General features: G+C 68.6%; 22 protein-coding genes and 1 tRNA gene. 6 read left to right on the forward strand and 17 right to left on the reverse strand.

Annotation, left to right across the window (positions count from 1 at the left end; genetic code table 11):
• The first annotated feature begins 4 nt into the window (after nucleotides 1-4).
• Together E3D03_RS03695 and E3D03_RS03700 are read left to right on the forward strand one after the other, a co-directional pair.
• On the forward strand, nucleotides 5-502 hold the full coding sequence (locus E3D03_RS03695) for a phosphatidylglycerophosphatase A (protein WP_263565865.1): 498 nt from the start codon (nucleotides 5-7) through the stop codon (nucleotides 500-502).
• Nucleotides 499-966 (forward strand): CinA family protein, encoded by a 468-nt coding sequence (locus tag E3D03_RS03700; RefSeq protein ID WP_263565866.1) that lies wholly within the window; start codon nucleotides 499-501, stop codon nucleotides 964-966. Before E3D03_RS03695 ends, E3D03_RS03700 begins: the two co-directional genes overlap by 4 nt.
• Here E3D03_RS03700 and E3D03_RS03705 read toward each other — a convergent pair.
• The 10 genes from E3D03_RS03705 to E3D03_RS03750 all read right to left on the reverse strand — a co-directional run bounded on the left by E3D03_RS03705 (nucleotide 963) and on the right by E3D03_RS03750 (nucleotide 9,224).
• On the reverse strand, nucleotides 963-2,006 hold the full coding sequence (locus E3D03_RS03705; RefSeq protein ID WP_263565867.1) for a threonine aldolase family protein: 1,044 nt from the start codon (nucleotides 2,004-2,006) through the stop codon (nucleotides 963-965). The genes E3D03_RS03700 and E3D03_RS03705 overlap by 4 nt on opposite strands.
• Nucleotides 2,003-2,443 (reverse strand): YcgN family cysteine cluster protein, encoded by a 441-nt coding sequence (locus E3D03_RS03710; RefSeq protein ID WP_062560486.1) that lies wholly within the window; start codon nucleotides 2,441-2,443, stop codon nucleotides 2,003-2,005. The genes E3D03_RS03705 and E3D03_RS03710 overlap by 4 nt, the downstream gene beginning before the upstream one ends.
• Nucleotides 2,443-3,372, reverse strand: a complete 930-nt coding sequence (locus E3D03_RS03715; RefSeq protein WP_263565868.1) for a bifunctional riboflavin kinase/FAD synthetase — start codon at nucleotides 3,370-3,372, stop codon at nucleotides 2,443-2,445. The genes E3D03_RS03710 and E3D03_RS03715 overlap by 1 nt, the downstream gene beginning before the upstream one ends.
• A gap of 33 nt (nucleotides 3,373-3,405) precedes the next feature.
• A complete protein-coding gene (locus tag E3D03_RS03720) occupies nucleotides 3,406-3,849 on the reverse strand; it encodes a MaoC family dehydratase (RefSeq protein ID WP_026155430.1) in 444 nt (147 codons plus the stop codon).
• A gap of 116 nt (nucleotides 3,850-3,965) precedes the next feature.
• Entirely contained in the window at nucleotides 3,966-4,835 is an 870-nt protein-coding gene (locus E3D03_RS03725) for a TIGR01459 family HAD-type hydrolase (RefSeq protein WP_062560484.1), read from the reverse strand.
• Between the two features lie 20 nt (nucleotides 4,836-4,855).
• Nucleotides 4,856-5,776, reverse strand: coding sequence for a manganese-dependent inorganic pyrophosphatase (locus tag E3D03_RS03730; protein ID WP_263565869.1), 921 nt, complete (start codon nucleotides 5,774-5,776; stop codon nucleotides 4,856-4,858).
• A gap of 65 nt (nucleotides 5,777-5,841) precedes the next feature.
• Nucleotides 5,842-6,483, reverse strand: a complete 642-nt coding sequence (locus E3D03_RS03735) for a DUF1345 domain-containing protein (RefSeq protein ID WP_263565870.1) — start codon at nucleotides 6,481-6,483, stop codon at nucleotides 5,842-5,844.
• On the reverse strand, nucleotides 6,484-6,819 hold the full coding sequence (locus E3D03_RS03740; RefSeq protein ID WP_062560481.1) for a DUF4440 domain-containing protein: 336 nt from the start codon (nucleotides 6,817-6,819) through the stop codon (nucleotides 6,484-6,486).
• Complete coding sequence (locus E3D03_RS03745; protein ID WP_263565871.1) at nucleotides 6,809-7,852, reverse strand: TraB/GumN family protein; 1,044 nt, start codon at nucleotides 7,850-7,852, stop codon at nucleotides 6,809-6,811. Before E3D03_RS03745 ends, E3D03_RS03740 begins: the two co-directional genes overlap by 11 nt.
• Nucleotides 7,853-7,925: 73 nt before the next feature.
• Nucleotides 7,926-9,224, reverse strand: a complete 1,299-nt coding sequence (locus E3D03_RS03750) for a glycosyltransferase family 4 protein (protein ID WP_263565872.1) — start codon at nucleotides 9,222-9,224, stop codon at nucleotides 7,926-7,928.
• A gap of 193 nt (nucleotides 9,225-9,417) precedes the next feature.
• On the opposite strand from E3D03_RS03750, the gene E3D03_RS03755 reads away from it, so the two are divergent.
• Nucleotides 9,418-9,705, forward strand: a complete 288-nt coding sequence (locus tag E3D03_RS03755) for a co-chaperone GroES (RefSeq protein ID WP_018000357.1) — start codon at nucleotides 9,418-9,420, stop codon at nucleotides 9,703-9,705.
• Between the two features lie 39 nt (nucleotides 9,706-9,744).
• On the forward strand, nucleotides 9,745-11,382 hold the full coding sequence (gene groL / locus E3D03_RS03760) for a chaperonin GroEL (protein ID WP_263565873.1): 1,638 nt from the start codon (nucleotides 9,745-9,747) through the stop codon (nucleotides 11,380-11,382).
• A 56-nt stretch (nucleotides 11,383-11,438) separates the two neighbouring features.
• On the opposite strand, the gene E3D03_RS03765 is transcribed toward groL, so the two are convergent.
• From E3D03_RS03765 to E3D03_RS03790, 6 genes are all read right to left on the reverse strand, one after another.
• Nucleotides 11,439-12,263, reverse strand: coding sequence for a metal ABC transporter permease (locus E3D03_RS03765; protein WP_263565874.1), 825 nt, complete (start codon nucleotides 12,261-12,263; stop codon nucleotides 11,439-11,441).
• A complete protein-coding gene (locus E3D03_RS03770; RefSeq protein ID WP_263565875.1) occupies nucleotides 12,260-13,117 on the reverse strand; it encodes a metal ABC transporter permease in 858 nt (285 codons plus the stop codon). The genes E3D03_RS03765 and E3D03_RS03770 overlap by 4 nt, the downstream gene beginning before the upstream one ends.
• On the reverse strand, nucleotides 13,114-14,025 hold the full coding sequence (locus E3D03_RS03775; RefSeq protein WP_263565876.1) for a manganese/iron ABC transporter ATP-binding protein: 912 nt from the start codon (nucleotides 14,023-14,025) through the stop codon (nucleotides 13,114-13,116). Before E3D03_RS03775 ends, E3D03_RS03770 begins: the two co-directional genes overlap by 4 nt.
• 14 nt (nucleotides 14,026-14,039) lie before the next feature.
• Entirely contained in the window at nucleotides 14,040-14,939 is a 900-nt protein-coding gene (locus tag E3D03_RS03780) for a metal ABC transporter substrate-binding protein (RefSeq protein WP_411969788.1), read from the reverse strand.
• A gap of 343 nt (nucleotides 14,940-15,282) precedes the next feature.
• Nucleotides 15,283-15,359: transfer RNA gene (locus E3D03_RS03785), tRNA-Arg, on the reverse strand.
• Nucleotides 15,360-15,551: 192 nt separating this feature from the next.
• A complete protein-coding gene (locus E3D03_RS03790; protein WP_263565877.1) occupies nucleotides 15,552-16,040 on the reverse strand; it encodes a GNAT family N-acetyltransferase in 489 nt (162 codons plus the stop codon).
• A 161-nt stretch (nucleotides 16,041-16,201) separates the two neighbouring features.
• On the opposite strand from E3D03_RS03790, the gene E3D03_RS03795 reads away from it, so the two are divergent.
• Both E3D03_RS03795 and E3D03_RS03800 read left to right on the forward strand, forming a co-directional pair.
• On the forward strand, nucleotides 16,202-16,927 hold the full coding sequence (locus tag E3D03_RS03795; RefSeq protein ID WP_263565878.1) for a molecular chaperone DjiA: 726 nt from the start codon (nucleotides 16,202-16,204) through the stop codon (nucleotides 16,925-16,927).
• 60 nt (nucleotides 16,928-16,987) lie between these two features.
• A complete protein-coding gene (locus E3D03_RS03800; protein WP_263565879.1) occupies nucleotides 16,988-17,452 on the forward strand; it encodes a hypothetical protein in 465 nt (154 codons plus the stop codon).
• Here E3D03_RS03800 and E3D03_RS03805 read toward each other — a convergent pair.
• The gene (locus E3D03_RS03805; RefSeq protein WP_017997932.1) at nucleotides 17,449-17,877 is read right to left on the reverse strand and encodes a Fur family transcriptional regulator; all 429 of its coding nucleotides are present in this window, start codon (nucleotides 17,875-17,877) and stop codon (nucleotides 17,449-17,451) included. The two genes, E3D03_RS03800 and E3D03_RS03805, sit on opposite strands and share 4 nt — an antisense overlap.
• Nucleotides 17,878-17,900: the final 23 nt, after the last annotated feature.

The following is a 17,900-nucleotide window of genomic DNA, read 5'->3' on the forward strand; positions in this document are numbered from 1 at the left end:
CGCCATGGAAAACCTGATCGCCACATTCTTCGGCATCGGCCGGCTGAAGCCCGCACCCGGCACCTGGGGTTCGGCCGCCGCCGTGGTGCTGGGGGTCGCGACCTACGAATGGCTCTCCCCCTGGCTGGTGCCGGCGGGCTTCGTGCTGGCGACCGTGCTGGGCTTCTGGGCGGTGCCGCGGGTGCTGGCCCGCAGCGCCGACAAGGATCCGTCCTGGGTGGTGATCGACGAGGTCGCCGGGCAATGGCTGGCGATGAGCTTCACGGTGATCCCGCTGGCGCGGCACGGCGCCTCGATCCTCGACGCCTGGCCGGGCTATGTCGCGCCCTTCCTGCTGTTCCGGCTGTTCGACATCTGGAAGCCCTGGCTGGTCGGACGCGCCGACCGCAGGGGCGACGCGACCGGGCTGATGCTGGACGACCTGTGGGCGGGCTTGTTCGCCGGTGTGGCCTCGGTCATTCTGGCCGGGCTTTACCATGCCGTGCTGGAGCCGATGCTGTGACCGATCCCGCCCTTGTCCTCGACCTGGCACGCCGGCGCGGTGTGATGATCGCCACCGCCGAAAGCTGCACCGGCGGGCTGATCGCGGGGCGGCTGACCGACGTGCCGGGCTCGTCGGATGCGGTCGATCGCGGCTTCGTCACCTATTCCAACGCCGCCAAGGTCGAGATGCTGGGCATCCGCCCCGAGACGCTGGAAGCCCATGGCGCCGTCAGCGAGGAGATCGCGGCCGAGATGGCGGCCGGCGCGCTGGCACGCTCGTGCGCCGGCATCGCCGTGGCGGTGACGGGCATCGCCGGGCCGGGCGGGTCCGAGCACAAGCCCGAGGGCCGGGTCTGTTTCGGCATCGCCGATGCGGCGGGCGTCAGGACCGAGACGGTCGAGTTCGGCCCGCGCGGCCGGGCCGAGGTGCGGGCCGCGACGGTCGCGCATGCGCTGGAACTGCTGGCGGCCGCGCTGCGCTAGGCCAGCGCCCGCAGCGCGTCCTCGACATCCTCCAGCCGCGTATCCCAGCCGCAGACCAGCCGGATGCTGACCGGATCCTCGCCCGTCTCGTCCTGGGTATGCGGCCAGAGGTGATAGCAGATGCCGCTGGCGCAGGCCCGGCGATGCAGCTCGCGCGGGATGGTGGCAAAGACCGAATTGGTCTCGACCCGCTGGTCGATGCGCACGCCCGGCAGCCGCGACAGACCCAGCGCCAGCTCATGCGCCATGGCATTGGCGTGGCGCGCCAGTTGCAGCCACAGGTCGCCCTCGAGCCAGCCCAGCACCTGCGCCGACAGGAAGCGGTGCTTCGAGACCAGCCCGCCGCCACGCTTGCGGCGAAAGCCGAATTCCTCGGACCTGGCCGGGTCGAAGATCACCACCGCCTCGACCGCCATGCAGCCGTTCTTGGTCGCGCCCAGGGACAGGATGTCGACGCCGGCGCGCCAGGTCAGGTCGGCCGGCGCCACGTCGAGGCCCGCCAGCGCATTGGCGAAACGCGCGCCGTCCATGTGGACGCCCAAGCCGGCCTCGCGCGCCAGCCCGGCCAGCGCCGCGACCTCGTCGGGGCTGTAGGCGGTGCCCCATTCGGTGGCGTTGGTCAGGGACAGCGCGGCATTGACCCCGGCATGCACGCCTTCGCGGCCATGCGCCACCAGCGTCTCGGCCAGTGCCTCGGGGGTGATCTTGCCGCCGGTGCCGGGAATGCCCACCAGCTTGGCGCCGCCGGTGAAGAACTCGGGCGCGCCGGTCTCGCTGGTCTGGATATGCGCGGTCTCGTGGCAGAAGACCTTGCCCCAGCCCGGCGCCAAGAGCGACAGCGACAGCGCATTGGCCGCCGTGCCCGAGGTCACGAAATGCACCGCCGCCTCGGGCGCGTCGAAGAGTTCCCGCACCCGGTCCTGCGCCGCCTGGGTGATGCGATCCGCGCCGTAGGAGGGGACATGACCCTCGTTCGCCGCCGCCAGGGCCGCCATGATCCGGGGATGCACGCCGCCGGCATTGTCCGAGGCAAAATTCATGACAGATCCTCGATGATGTAATCGTCCCAGTCGTCCTCGGTCACCGAGGTCTCGCTGACGGTCCAGCCGCGCACCGAGGCGCCGGCGCGATGGATCGATTCGCGGTCCCCCGAGATCAGATAGTGCCAGTCGTAGAGCGGCTTGCCCTCGGCACGCAACCTGTAGGCGCAGGTCGCGGGCAGCCACCAGGCGATCTCGCGCAGCTTCTTCGGGGTCAGGACGACGCAATCGGGAACGAAATCATGGCGGTTCGGGTAGCTGGAGCATTGGCAGCTTTCGCCGTCCAGCAACCGGCAGGCGACCCGGGTAAAGGCCAGCTCGCCGGAGTCCTCGTATTCGATCTTGTTGAGGCAGCATTTGCCGCAGCCGTCGCAGAGCGCCTCCCATTCCGCCTTGTCGAGGTTTTTCAGCGGCAGTTCCCAGAACTTGGGGCGCATCAGCGGGTCGCCAGGATCTCGCGCGCGCTCTGGCTGTCGCGGTCCATCTGCGCCACCAGCGCATCGAGGCTGTCGAACCTGGCCTCGGGGCGCAGGTATTCGACCAGCGCCACCGACAGGTGCTGGCCATAGAGGTCGGCGTTGAAGTCGAAGATATGCACTTCCAGGTTCGGGCGGTTCACCCCGAACATCGGCCGCACGCCCAGGCTGGCCACGCCCTTGTAGCTGCCGCGGTCCGGGCCGGTCAGCACGTCGACCAGCACGGCATAGACCCCGAGCTGCGGCAGGTGCAGCCCCTCGACCGCCATGTTCGCGGTGGGATAGCCCAGGTCGCGGCCGCGCTTGTCGCCATGCAGCACCTCGCCGTCGATGCGGTGCCAGTGGCCCAGCATGCGCTCGGCGTCGCGGGTGCGGCCCTGGGCCAGGGCCTGGCGGATCGCGGTCGAGCTGTATTCGACCGCGCCGTCGCCGATCAGCGGCGCGACGGTGACGCCGAAGCCCAGCTCGGCCCCGAGTTGGGTCAGCGTCTGCGCGCTGCCCGAGCGTTGGCGGCCGAAGCAGAAATCGGCGCCCACGGTGACATGGCGGATGCCAAGGCCGCCGACCAGCACCTCGCGGGCGAAATCCTCGGGCGTGAAGCCGGCCAGCACCGCATCGAAGGGCAATTCATACAGGTGATCGACCCCCAGCCGCGCCAGCCGGTTCGCGCGCGATTCCGCGTTCATCAGCCGGAAGGCCGGGCCATCGCCGGCGAAGAACTGGCGCGGATGCGGCTCGAAGGTGATGACGCCCAGGGGCGCGTCGCAGGCGGCGCGGGCGGCGTCGATGACGGAGCGGTGCCCCAGGTGCACGCCGTCGAAATTGCCCATGGCGACGCTCGCGCCACGGGCATCGAGCGGCAAGGCTTTCCAGTCGTGATGGATGCGCAAGCGGCCCCCCCGGTGGGCCGCAGACCGGCCCGGTCAGTCGAATTTGCGGCTTGGCGCCAGAACGACCGCCTCGCCTTTCAGGACGACCGTATCACCGACAAGGCAGCGGGTTGCAAGGGTCACGCGGCGTTTCGCGTGGTCGATGGCATCGACCGTCACCTCGGCCCGCACCAGGTCGCCCGGGCGCACCGGGGCCATGAATTTCAGCGTCTGGCCCAGGTAGACCGTGCCATGGCCGGGCAGCTGTTCGCCGATCACCGCCGAGATCAGCCCGGCGGTCAGCATGCCATGGGCGATGCGTCCCTCGAAGATGGTGTCGCGGGCGTAATCCTCGTCCAGATGCACCGGGTTGCGGTCGGTCGAGACGGCCGCGAACATCTCGATATCCTCGTCTGTCACCACCTTTTGCAGGTAGCGCATCATCCCGACTTCCAGATCCTCGATGACGATGGTGCCGCGCGGAAGATTGTCCAGCATCATTCAATGCCCCCGGTGAGTAGCTTCATGCTGCATAGCAGCACCGGGGGCTTCGCGCAATAAAATAATGCGGCCTGGCAAAAAACGGACCGATTATTACCGGCCCGTTTTGCAGCTCAGCGCAGCCGGCCGATGCTGTAGCGCGGGGCCTCGGCCCGCATCGCCAGCCATTCCTCGAGCATGGCCGGGTCGGGGTTTTCCACGTCGGGGCCGAACTCGGCCGCGGCCAGCCCGCCAGTGACGAAAAGCGCGTCGATCCCCTCGCCCGCGGCGCCGGGAATGTCGGTGGCGATGCCGTCGCCCACCGCCAGGATGCGGGCATTGTCGTCGATGCCCAGGCGGCGGCGCGCCAGGTCATAGATCGGCGGATGCGGCTTGCCGAAATACAGCGCCTCGCCGCCCAGGTCCTGATACATCTCGGCCAGCGCGCCGGCGCAATAGACCCGCTTGTCGCCCAGGTCCACCACCACGTCGGGATTGGCGCACAGAAGCTTCAGCCCGCGCTCGCGCGACAGGATCAGCCGGGTGCGGTAATCCTCGGGCACCTCGGTCAGGTCGTCGAACAGGCCGCAGCAGACGATGCCCTCGGCCTCGGTCATGGGCACGCGCTGGATCGGGGGCGCGTCCTGCCACTCCTCGGGGATGTCGGTGAAGAAGCCCTCGTCCTTGTCCTGGGCGATGGCCCAGACCCGGCGGCCGACGGCGCCGGCGAACATCGCGTCCTGCGCGGCGTCGCCGGAACTGACCACCAGATCCCAGGCGTCGCGCGGCACGCCCATGCGGTCCAGCTGCTCGGCGACGTATTTCCACGGCCGCGGCGCATTGGTCATCAGCACCACGCGCCCGCCGCCGGCACGGAAAGCCTGCAGCGCCGCGATCGCCGCGGGCCAGGGCGCCTTGCCGTTGTGCAGGCAGCCCCAGAGATCGCAGAACAGGACGTCGTAATGGGTGCCGACCTCGGCCAGCGAGCGGATGATCTGCGTCATGGAGATGCCTTCTTTTCGTATCAGACCGCGAGCGCGGGGATGATCTGCTTCTTGCGCGACATGATGCCGGGCAGGACGACCGTGTCGCTGCTGACGGTGGCGTTGAAGCTTTTCTCGGCCACGGCCTTGACGAAGTCGTTCGGAACCAGGAGCGTCGCTTCCTCGTTCAGGATGTCGACGATGAACAGCAGCACCTCGTCGGCGCCATCGGCGGCGGCAACGCCCGGCATGGCGGCCATCAGCGCGCCCTTGCGGTCCAAGAGCACCTGCGGCGCCGTGGTTTCCAGCACCGAGACGCGCAGCTGCTTGCCGCCCAGCTCATATTCCTTGCTGTCCATGCGCAGCAGCGCCTCTTCGGTAAAGGCCGACACGTCGGACTTGGCCGCGAACATCTCGGCCGCGTATGCCGGGATCGAGACGCCCAAATCCTTGGCGATCTTCTCGGCCACCCAGCGGTCATGCGGCGTGGTGGTCGGGCTGCGGAATTCCAGCGTGTCGGACAGGATGCAGGTCAGCATCGCGCCCTTGACGCCGCGCGGGGCGCGGGCCAGCGCCTCGTCGCCGATCAGGTCGTGCATGATGGTCGCGGTGCAGGCCAGCGGGCGGATGGTGATGCTGATCGGCAGCTTCGTCTTGATGCCGCCGGCCAGCAGGTGGTGGTCGATGATCTCGATCACCTCGGCCGAGGCCAGCGATTCGGGCAGCTCGGCGGGGTTGTTGGTATCCACGATCACGCAGCGGTCGCCGGCAGCCACGTCGGCGATGATCGCGGGCTTGTCGAGGTTCCACTTGGTCAGCATCCAGGCGGCCTCGGTGTTCGGCTCGCCCTGCAGCACGGCGGCGGCGGGCTCCTTGCGGATCTCGGACAGATACCAAGCCCAGATGATGGGCGAGCCGGTCGAGTCGGTGTCGGGGGCCTTGTGGCCGAAAACCTTGATCATGCTGATCCCCTGAGATTGGGCGGAAAATTCGCGCGGGTTATAGGGCGCGGGGCCGGGAATGTCTATCAACCCAAGGCCAGCGCCGCATTCAGCGCCAGGGCCAGCAGCACGGTGTTGTAGTAGAACGAGAAGGCCGAATGCAGCAGCGTGATCCGCCGCGCCTGGCTGTCCAGCGCGGTCACGTCGGCGGTCTGCGCCGCCATGCCCAGCGTGAAGCTGTAGTAAAGGAAATCCCAGATTGTCGCGTCCTGGCCCTCGGGCAGGCCGGGAAAGCCGAGGTTGCGCTTTTCGCGCCCGTCCGGGCGGCGGGCATACCAGAGGCTCGCGTAGTGAAAGGCCATGACCGTGTGAATCATCGCCCAGCCCAGCGGCACCGAGGCCAGCGCAAAGGCCGGCCGCAGCCAGAAGCCGGAATGCGGGTCGCGGATGGTCAGCAGGATCGCCACCAGACTGATCGCGACCGAGCCGAAGGCGATGGGGACGATGACGCTCATGCCCTCGTCGTCCAGGTCGGCATGGCCGCGCATGATCTCGACCGTCATGCGCCGGATCAGAAGCCCGGTCAGCAGCAGGTAGCCCAGGCAGAAGGTAACCGAGAACAGCAAAAGCCGGTCCAGCGCCTGCATCCGCCAGGCGCCCAGGCCCACCGCCAGCCCCAGCGCGAAGCTCAGCAGAAAGCGCAGGTGGCGCCGCAGGTCGTGCAGCATTCAGGCCGGGGTCTGCTGGTGCTGGACGATGCGCCAGTCGCCGTCGCGGCGGATCCAGGTGGTGGTGCAGAGCGCGCGATAGGTCTCGGCCCCGGCGCGGCGGGCGGTGGCGTGATAGGCGAGCACGCAGAGCACGTCGGTCTCGATGGCGGCGCGGTCGCTCATGGTGACCTCCTGCCAGCGCGGGGCCGCGGACAGGTTTTCGACCACCCGGCGCCGGGTCAGGATGCCCGTCGGCGCAAAGGCCATCAGGCAGGCGTCGTCGAGCTTGCGCGCCGCCTCGGCCGCGCCCGAGAGCCAGAATTCGCGTTCCTCGCGCCACAGATCATCCGCCATCGCCTATCCCCTCCACCGTGACCGGGCTGATGGTCCAGCCGCGGTCCTGCAACAGTTGCAGCACGCCGTGCCGGCCCGGCAGGTGCAGCGCGCCAAAGCCCGCGACCACGCCCTTGCCCTGGCGGGCGGCGTCGGCCGCTGCCTGTTCAATGGGTTGGATCCAGCTTTCGTTCCGCTGGTCCATCAGCTTTTCCTGCGCCAGCCGCATCTGCCGGTCCACCTCGTCCCGGCCGAGGCCCGAGTTTTCATAGGCGTCGAAGCGGCCGAATTCCCAGATCAGCCAGCTGTCGCCGGCGAAATAGCTGTCGCTGAGCGTGGTGGCGTAATCGTCGGCATAGGCGGCGGCGGGCATGGCGGCGCGGATCATGTCCTCTTCCTCCTTGGGGGTCATGTCTCGAAACAGGGTGAAGACGGTGTCCCAGGGCTCCAGCGCCCGCACCGGCACGTCGGCCGCCTCGGCCCGGGCGATCAGCAGGTGGTCGAGCCCGCCGGCATCGCCCCGCGCCTCGACCATGCGCTTCATGCAGGGCGAGATGCCGAGCATGACCGCGACATACCAGGGCCGCAGCTTGCTGGCGATCAGCGCGGGCAGGCCGCGATCCTCGAGCGCGGCCGAGAGCGCCTGCCAATCCGCCTCGCCCAGCCGCTCGGGCAGGGTCGGGCCGGTGGTATCGACGACCAGGGTCGGGTCGGCGGCCATGGCCTCGGCCAGCTTCGCCTCCTCGGCCGGGCCGGCCTCGACCAGCAGGGCGGCGGCGCGGTCGATCTCGGGGCCGAAGCGGGCCATGGTCCGCTCGTGGCGCGGATCGGCGAAGTGATAGGTGCCGAGCAGCAGCACATGGCTGTCGCCCTTGCCCGCGCGCCAGAACAGGCCCTTGTGATGGGGCACCGCATCGGTCGCGGCGCGCAGCTGCGCCAACCGCTCGGGCGCCATGTCGTCGAACAGATTGCGCCCGACGCAATCCTGCGCCGCCGCGGGCCAGGCCAGGGTCGCGACGGCGATGAAGGCGGTCAGCAGGGATTTCAGGCGCATCGCGGGCTCCGGGCAGGTTCCGGCGCAGCATGGCACGGCGCCCCCCAAGGCACCAGAGCGGGCACGCGCCAGCCTAGCGCGGCAGCGGCAGTTCCTGGGGCGGCGCCTGCCCCGCCAGCAGCGCCTGCCAGATCCGGGTGACTTGCGCGGCCTTGGCGGGCCAGGTGAAATCGCGCATCACCCGCGCCTGCCCCGCCGCTGCCATGCCCGGCAGCACGGCAGGATCGGCCGCAATGGCCTGCAGCCGCGCGCGCAGCCCGGCAACGATCTGCGCGCGGCTGCCCATCGGGATGCGAAAGCCGGTGGCATCATCGACCAACTCGCCCGGCCCGGCGTAATCGGCGATGACCGGCACCACGCCCAGGGCCATCGCCTCCAGCACCACGCCGCCGCCGAACTCCCGCACCGAGGGGAACACCAGCAGTTGCGAGCGCGCCGCGATGGCCTGCACCTGGGCATGCTCGACCCAGCCGAGCAGGTTCACCGCATTGCCGACGCCCTCGCGCGCGACCAGATCGCGCAGCTGGTCCATCTGCGGCCCGTCGCCGATGATGTCGAGCACCAGCGCGCCCGAGCGCAACAGCGGCAGCGCCGCCTCGACCGCCATGTCGGCGCCCTTGTAGGGCACCAGCCGGCCGATGAAGCAGCCGCGCAGCGGCAGCGTGCCCGGTTGCGGCGCGGTCAGGCTGAAGCGCGCGGGGTCGATGGCGTTTTCCGGCAGCCAGACCGTCTTGGCGCGATGCTTCGCCGGGATCTCGCCCAGGGTATGCATCGAGCCGCAGATGATGGCACTGGCATCGCGCAGCATGGCGCCGCGTCCCGGCAGCGCCTTGTAGGCGCCGCGGATATAGGACAGCCACTCCTTTTCGCGCCGCCGCTCGCTGTCGAAGCCCTTGGGCCAAGGCACGCCGCCGTTCAGCGGTCCAAGCACGAAGGGCACCCCTGCCCGCTTGCAGCGCGGCGCAAGCAGGCTGTTCGCGGTCGGCGTCAGCGGCGTCACCCGGTGCACGATGTCGAATTCGCCGGCGCGGATGCGGGCGCCGAAGGCGCGCCAGACCAGCCGCTCGAAATAGCCGTAGCCCAGGGTCGAGACCGCGGTCTTGATCGTCCAGCCGACGCCCTTGCCCATGCTGAGCCGTTCGGCCAGCCGCCACATCGGCGCGGCCAGCGCCTCGCTGTCGATGGCGGTGAAGTCGCGGCCCTCGACCAGGCCGGCGCGCAGGATCGCCTCGCGGTTGCGGACCTGGGTGACGATATGGACATCGGCCACCTCGCGCAGCGCATGGGCCAGCGACCAGCCGACCAGCGGCACCGAAACCCATTCCGGGTTTGCCGCCTCGGCGATGACCAGAGCCTTGATGCGCCTCTCCACGATGCCGTCCCCCAGCCTGTACCCCCTTCCGCGTAGCCGCGGCGCAGAAACCGCGTCAAGCGGATTTCGCGGCGAATTTTTCTGGAAGCCGGGCGTTGACAGGTGCCGGGGCTCTGCCTAGATGGGCGTCACTGGCACTCACCAAGACCGAGTGCCAACATCTTAAACCAACCTGTAACACCGGAGTGTTCACATGGCTTTCAAACCGCTGCACGACCGCGTTCTGGTCCGCCGCGTCCAGTCGGACGAAAAGACCAAGGGCGGCCTGATCATCCCCGACAGCGCCAAGGAAAAACCCGCCGAGGGCGAGATCGTCTCGGTCGGCGAAGGCGCGCGCAAGGATTCGGGCGAGCTGATCGCCCCGGCCGTGAAGGCCGGCGACCGCGTGCTGTTCGGCAAATGGTCGGGCACCGAGGTCACCGTCGACGGTGAAGAACTGCTGATCATGAAGGAAAGCGACATCCTGGGCATCATCGCCTGATCTCGCCTTCCCGCATAACCCATTACAGGAGTAGATAGAATGGCTGCGAAAGAAGTCCGGTTCAACACCGACGCCCGCGACCGCATGCTGAAAGGCGTGAACATCCTCGCCGACGCCGTGAAGGTCACGCTGGGCCCGAAAGGCCGCAACGTGGTGATCGACAAGTCCTTCGGCGCCCCGCGCATCACCAAGGACGGCGTCTCGGTCGCCAAGGAGATCGAACTGTCCGACAAGTTCGAGAACATGGGCGCGCAGATGGTCCGCGAAGTCGCGTCGCGCACCAATGACGAGGCCGGCGACGGCACCACCACCGCCACCGTGCTGGCCCAGGCCATCGTGAAAGAGGGCATGAAGGCCGTTGCCGCCGGCATGAACCCGATGGACCTGAAGCGCGGCATCGACGTCGCCACCGCGAAAGTGGTCGAGGCCATCAAGGCCGCCGCCCGCCCGGTCAACGACTCGTCCGAAGTGGCGCAGGTCGGCACCATCTCGGCCAATGGCGAAGCCTTCATCGGCCAGCAGATCGCCGAAGCCATGCAGCGCGTCGGCAACGAGGGTGTGATCACCGTCGAAGAAAACAAGGGCATGGAGACCGAAGTCGAAGTCGTCGAAGGCATGCAGTTCGACCGCGGCTATCTCTCGCCCTATTTCGTGACCAATGCCGACAAGATGGTCGCGGACCTGGAAGACGCCTGTATCCTGCTGCACGAGAAGAAGCTCTCGTCGCTGCAGCCGATGGTGCCGCTGCTGGAAGCCGTGATCCAGTCGCAAAAGCCGCTGCTGATCGTCGCCGAAGACGTCGAAGGCGAGGCCCTGGCCACGCTGGTCGTCAACAAGCTGCGCGGCGGGTTGAAGATCGCTGCCGTCAAGGCGCCGGGCTTCGGCGACCGCCGCAAGGCCATGCTGCAGGACATCGCGATCCTGACCGGCGGCCAGGTGATCTCGGAAGACCTGGGCATGAAGCTGGAGAATGTCACCATCGACATGCTCGGCCGCGCCAAGAAGATCTCGATCAACAAGGACAACACCACCATCGTCGACGGCGCCGGTGAGAAGGCCGAGATCGAGGCCCGCGTGTCGCAGATCCGCCAGCAGATCGAGGAAACCACCTCGGACTACGACCGTGAGAAGCTGCAGGAGCGTGTCGCCAAGCTGGCCGGCGGCGTCGCCGTCATCCGCGTCGGCGGCATGACCGAGATCGAGGTGAAAGAGCGCAAGGACCGCGTCGATGACGCGCTGAACGCCACCCGTGCGGCGGTTCAGGAAGGCATCGTCGTCGGTGGCGGCGTGGCCCTGGTCCAGGGCGGCAAGGCGCTGGAAGGCCTGACGGGTGTGAACTCGGACCAGGATGCCGGCATCGCCATCGTCCGCCGCGCGCTGGAAGCCCCGATGCGCCAGATCGCCGAGAACGCCGGCGTTGACGGCGCCGTAGTGGCCGGCAAGGTCCGCGAGTCGAACGACAAGGCCTATGGCTTCAACGCCCAGACCGAAGAATATGGCGACATGTTCAAGTTCGGCGTGATCGACCCGGCGAAAGTCGTCCGCACCGCGCTGGAAGATGCGGCGTCGGTGGCTGGCCTGCTGATCACCACCGAGGCGATGATCGCCGAGAAGCCCGAGCCGAAGGCTCCGGCCGGTGGCATGCCCGACATGGGCGGCATGGGCGGCATGATGTAATCAGCCCCGCCTTTTGGCGAAGGATCGGCCGTCCCGAAAGGGGCGGCCTTTTCGATTCAGGCCGAGGCCCAGCGCTGCTGCGCGAGCCGGCGCAGGAAGGCCAGCACGAAGATCCCGGTCAGGATCAGCACGATGGTCGGCGCCGGCGCGCTGTCGAGCCAGAAGCTGGCATAGACCCCGATGAGCATCGCCGCCATGCAGACCGCGACCGCCACCGCCAGCATGCGGCCGAAGCTGCGCACCAGCAGGAAGGCGATGGCCCCCGGCGCGATCAGGAGCCCGACCGCCAGGATCAGCCCGGTCGCCGACATGGTGGCGACGATGGTCAGCGACAGCACCGTCAGCAACCCGTAGTGCAGCAGCCCGACCGGCAGGCCCGAGGCCCGCGCCTGCGCCGGATCGAAGGCGTGCAGCATCAGGTCCTTCCATTTCAGCAGCAGCACCGCCGCGACCGGCAGCGCGATCCCTAGCGCCAGCCGCAGGTCCTGCGGCCCGACGCCCAGCATGTTGCCGAACAGGATATGGTCCAGATGCACGTCCGAGGTGATCGCGGTATAGATCACGATCCCCAGCCCGAACATGCCCGAGAAGACCACGCCCATCACCGTGTCCTGCTTGACCCGGCTGTTGCCCGACAGATAGCCGGTGGCCAGCGCCGTCACCATGCCGGCGGAGAAGGCGCCCAGGATCAGCGGAAAGCCCCAGAGATAGGCCAGCACCACGCCCGGCAGCACGGCATGGCTGACCGCATCGCCCATCAGCGCCCAGCCCTTGAGCACCAGGAAGCACGACAGCAGCGCCGTCGGCACCGAGACGATCACCGCGATCAGGAAGGCATCTCGCATGAAGCCGAACTGGAAGGGCAGCAGAAGCTCGCTCATGGTGCTGCCTCCAGCGCGGCGCGGGCCTTGGCGCGGGCGGCGAGCAGCCCGTGCTTCGGCGCCCAGACGAAGGTCGCGAGGAAGATCAGCGTCTGCAGCACCACGATGATGCCGCCGGTGGCGCCGTCGAGGAAATAGGACAGATAGGCGCCGGCGAAGCTCGTCACCGTGCCGATGGTGACCGAGAGCGCGATCAGCCGCGGGAAGCGGTCGCAGATCAGATAGGCCGTCGCCCCCGGCGTCACCACCATGGCGATGACCAGGAAGGCGCCGACCGTCTGCATCGCCGCCACCACCGAGGCCGACAGCAGCACGAAGAATACGGCCTTCAAGAGCCCCGGCCGCAGCCCGACCGAGCGCGCGTGGCTTTCGTCGAAGAAGACCACCATCAGGTCCTTCCATTTCGCCAGCAGCACCGCCAGCGAGACGAAGCCGATGATCGCCAGTTGCAGCGTGTCGCCAGGGGTGATCGAGAGGATATTGCCCATGGTGATGGTCTGGACCGAGATCGCCATCGGGTTGATCGAGACCATGAACAGCCCGAGCCCGAAGAAGCTGGTGAAGATCAGCCCGATCACCACATCGGGTTTCAGCCCCGAGCGGTCCGACAGGAACAGCATGGCCGCCGCCGCCAGCCCGCCCGACAGGAACGCCCCCAGCGCAAAGGGCAGGCCCAGCATATAGGCGCCGGCGACGCCCGGGACCACGGAATGCGACAGCGCGTCGCCGATCAGCGACCAGCCCTTGAGCATCAGATAGGCGGACAGGAACGCGCAGACCCCGCCGACCAGCGCCGAGACCCACATGGCATTGGTCATGTAGAGATAGTCGAAGGGCTCCAGCAGCAGGCTCATTCCGCGCCCTCCTCCGGCTTTCCGGCGGTATGGGTGCGGTCGCCGTATTGCACCAGCGGGCGCTCGTCGTCGGTCAGGATGGTGACGCGGCGCGGGTCGTCGTCGTCATGGAGCCGCGTGCCGCCCAGGGTAAAGCGGCGCAGCACGCCGCCAAAGGCGGTTTCCAGGTTCTCGCGGGTGAAGGTGGTCTCGGTCGGGCCGTAAGCCAGCACCGTGCCCTTGACCAGCACCACCCGGTCGCAGAACTCCGGCACCGAGCCCAGGTTGTGGGTCGAGACCAGCATCACCCTCCCCTCGTCGCGCAGCTCGCGCAGCAGCGCGATGATCTGGTCCTCGGTCTTGACGTCGACGCCGGTAAAGGGCTCGTCCAGCAGGATGACGCGGCCGTCCTGCGCCAGGGCGCGGGCCAGGAAGACGCGCTTCTTCTGGCCGCCCGAAAGCTCGCCGATCTGGCGGTGGCGGTAATCCTGCATGTTCACCCGCGCCAGCGCCGCATCCACGGCGTCGCGGTCGGCCTGGCGCGGGATGCGCAGGAAACCCATGTGGCCATAGCGGCCCATCATCACCACGTCCTCGACCAGCACGGGGAAGGACCAGTCCACCTCCTCGGCCTGCGGCACATAGGCGACGAGGTTGCGCTTCAGCGCCTCGCGCACCGTCATGCCCAACAGGCGGATCTCGCCCGCGGCGGCCGGCACGAAACCCATGATCGCCTTGAACAGCGTCGATTTTCCGGCGCCGTTCACCCCGACCAGGGCCGTGACCGTGCCGCGCGGGATCTGGAAACTGGCATGGCGCAGCGCGGTCAGCCCGTTGCGATAGGTCACGGTCACGTCGCGGGCGTCGATGCCGCCGCCGGGGTCGGCCCGGTCGTTTTCTCCAAGCTCGGTCCTGATGTCGTCGCGCATCCCTGCTCCCTTGCTCAGTTGCCGGCGGCCAGGCCCTTGGCCACGGTTTCGGTGGTGACCTTCAACAGGTCGAGGTAGCTCGGCACCGGCCCGTCCGACTCGGACAGGCTGTCGACATAGAGCACGCCGCCGTAATGCGCGCCGGTCTCGCGCGCGACCTGCTCGGCCGGGGCAGTGTTCACCGTGCTTTCACAGAACACCACCGGGATCTGATGCGCGCGCACGCCGTCGATCACCGTGCGCACCTGGCGCGGCGTGCCCATCTGGTCCGAGTTCATCGGCCAGAGGTAGAGCTCCTTCAGCCCCAGGTCGCGCGCCAGATAGGGAAAGGCGCCCTCGCAGGTCACCAGCCAGCGCCGGTCCTCGGGGATGGCCGCGATCGCGGCGCGCAGCGGCTCCAGCGCCGCGCGCAGCTGCTGCTTGTAGGCCTCGGCATTGGCGGCATAGGTCGCGGCATTCGCAGGATCCTGCTCCGCGAAGGCCTTGGCGATATTGTCGACATAGGCTTCGGCATTGGTCAGGCCCATCCAGGCATGCGGGTTCGGCTTGCCCTCATAGCCGCCGGCGGCGATCGGGATCGGCTCGATGCCTTCGGTCAGCGTGGCCGAGGGCACCTCGCCCAGGTTGGCCAGAAACTGCTCGAACCAGCGCTCGAGGTTCATGCCGTTCCACAGGATCAGGTCGGCGCCCTCGGCCCGGACGATGTCCTGCGGCGTCGGCTCGTAGCCGTGGATCTCGGCGCCCGGCTTGGTGATCGAGACCACTTCGGCCGCGTCCCCCGCCACATGCCGGGCCATGTCGGCCAGCACGGTGAAGGTGGTGACCACCTTCATCTTCTCCGCGGCCGCAGCCGAGGCCGCCATGAGCGCCATCGCCGCCACCGCACCAATCAGGCGCGCGCCTGTCCGAGCCATGCCCATCCCTTCCGGTTTCGCGGCGCGCAGCCATTCCGGCGCCGATTCAGTTGCGAGTTGATCGCATATAGACATAGCGTCCTGCGCGCACATCGCAAGTGCAAATCAGTCGCAACTGGGTGGAGGGCTGCGAGATGGGGCCGTGCCGAGGATGCACCGGGCGCGCACCCGCGTACACCGCGCGTACACCGGCAACGCGCGGCGGCGGCTGTATGGGTCGGACCCGGACAAGCCGGCGATGAAGTGGAAGACCCCGCCCGGGTTATCGACCGGACTGTTGAGAAATTGCCTTAAGTCGCGGCCGAGAGAGCCGGGCATACAGGACTGAACGATTTCAATGATTTGGCGACCCCGGGACGACTCGAACGCCCAACCTAGTGATTAGAAGTCACTTGCTCTATCCAGTTGAGCTACGGGGCCGTGATTCCTCTGATAGCGGTTCGGGAGACGGTTCGCAACCTGCGACCACCTTCCTTACCGGTTGTATTCGCGTCCATATTTGGTCCAGAGCCGGACCTGGAAGGCGCACGCTCGATCCAGCCAAGCCACGGGGCCGTGTCGCCTTGTGCGGCGGCAAACCGCGCCACAAAGGACGGCGGCTGAATCAACCGCTCAATCGGCGCCGGACAGATCCAAGGTCATGAAGACGCTGTTCGGATCCGCGGCGTAGTCGCCGAAGGGCCCGCATTCGACGAAACCCGCCCGGGCGTAAAGCCCCCGCGCCGCGACGAAGGTCGGCTGCACGCCGGTCTCCAGGCTCAGCCGGGCCAGCCCCTCGGCGCGGGCATGGTCGATCAGCGCCGCCAGCATGCGGCGGGAATGGCCGCGACCGCGCGCCTCGGACAGGACATGCATCGACTTGATCTCGCCCAAGCCCGGCGCGATGCGCTTGACCGCGCCCATGGCCAGCGGCCGGCCGGCCTCGCGCAGGACGAAGAAGCCGATCTCGGGCCGCTCGAGCGCGGCGCGCGGCAGCATGTGGATCGACTCGGGCGGCGTGTCGGCATGCATGTCCTCGGTGTGGCGCTGGAACAGCAGCGCCAGATCCGGCGCCAGCGGGCTTTCGCGCCCGATCACCACATCCCCGTCAATCGCCGCCATGAACGCCCCCGAAGCCTTGCCGCATCAGGCTTAGCAGCGCGGGGCCGAATTGCGAAGCCCCGCTCGCGCGCGGCCCTCGCGCCGCAAGGCCGCAGGGGAAACCGCGCAACTTGCGGGAATGTCAGTGGACTTGACCGGAAGGGCCGCCTAGGCTGGATGCCATGGACGCCGCGATCAGGGAAAAGACCTCGACCTGCCCGGAACTGCCGAAGCCTCGCAGCTTTTGGCAGCGCATTGCCGATCGGCTGGCGGCGATCGTCGGCGCGCGCCGTCCCGCAACCCCGCCCGAGAAATCCGTGGCCTTCACCATCGCGGTCATCGCCCTGGGGGCCAAGCTCGCCAAGGCCGACGGCGCCGTCGCCCGCTCGGAGGTTGCGGCCTTTCGCCGGGTCTTCATCATCCCGCGCGCCGAGGAAAAGAACGCCGCCCGCGTCTTCGACCTGGCGCGACAGGACGTCGCCGGCTTCGACGCCTGGGCGCGGCGCATCGCCGCCATGTTCCCGCCGGGCGATCCGGTTCTGGCCGACGTGATCGAGGGGCTGTTCATCATCGCCGTCGCCGACACCGACCTGCACGAGGCCGAGATCCTGTTCATCGACGAGGTGGCGCGCATCTTCGGCCTGCCGCCCGAGCAGCTGGCCACGATCCGCGCCCGCCACGACCGCCGCCAGGGTTGCCCCTCCTGCGAGGTGCTGGGCGTGGCGCCCGACACGCCGCTGCCCGAGGCGCGGCGGCGCTGGCGCGACCTGGTGCGCGAGAACCACCCCGACCGCGCCATCGCCCGCGGCCTGCCGCCCGAGGCGATCCGCCTGGCCGAGGCCCGCACCCGCGCCATCAACGAGGCCTGGGATACCTTCCGCACCATGCACGCGCCGCGCCCGGCCTGAGGCGGGAACCGGCGGCCATCGGTGCGGGTTTTGCCTGCAAACAGCCCCGGGGACCGGACCATGCGCGCTTTTTCCCACCTGATCCTTGTCGCGGCGCTTGTCGCGGCCCCGGCGCTTGCGCAGGTCTACGAGCCGCCCAAGGCCGACGAGCCCGCGCCGGAGGACTCGCTGGAAAGCGGCATCGAGAATTTTCTGAACAACCTTCTGGGCCAGGCGCAGCCGCATCTGGACCGGCTGGGCCGCGATCTGGGCGATACGCTGGGTTCGGTCGGGCCGGTGTTCAAGGACATCGGCGCGCTGATGGACGATGTGCGCAACTACCAGGCCCCCGAGCGGCTGGAGAATGGCGATATCCTGATCCGCCGCCGCGCCGATGCGCCGCCGCCGCCCCCGGTCGGCGACGCGCTGCGCGAGATGCTGCGCCCGGCGCCCGAGGACGATCCGCGCCTGAACCCGCCGATGGCGGACCCGGATGCGCCGCGTCCTCTGCCCGACCCGGACCCGGAAAGCGAGATCGCGCTCTAGGGCTGGCGCTTGCGGCGGACGTAAAGCTCCAGCCGGTGGCGGACGATCTCATAGCCCATCTCGGCGGCGATCTCGGCCTGCAGCCGCTCGATGCGCTCGTTCAGGAACTCGATGACCTCGCCGGTCTCGACGTCGATCATGTGGTCGTGGTGCTGGCCGTCGGCGGTTTCGAACCGTGCCGGCTCGCCCTCGAATTCCAGCTTCTGGATCACGCCCTGCGCCTCCAGCGCCGAAAGCGTGCGATAGACGGTCGCCAGCGAGACCCCGGCCCCCGCTTCGGTCGCGCGGCGGTGCAGCTGGGTCGCGTCGGGATGATCGGCGGCATCGGCCAGCACGCGCAGAAGCGCCGCCCGCTGGCGGGTGATGCGCACGCCGGCGCGGCGCAGCGCCTCTTCGAAGGCCAAGGCTCGGGCTTCCGTCTCCATGTCCTTTCATCACCCGAAGCCGC

The sequence above is a fragment of the Paracoccus sp. DMF genome, assembly GCF_004407025.1.
Classification (GTDB): domain Bacteria; phylum Pseudomonadota; class Alphaproteobacteria; order Rhodobacterales; family Rhodobacteraceae; genus Paracoccus; species Paracoccus aminovorans_B.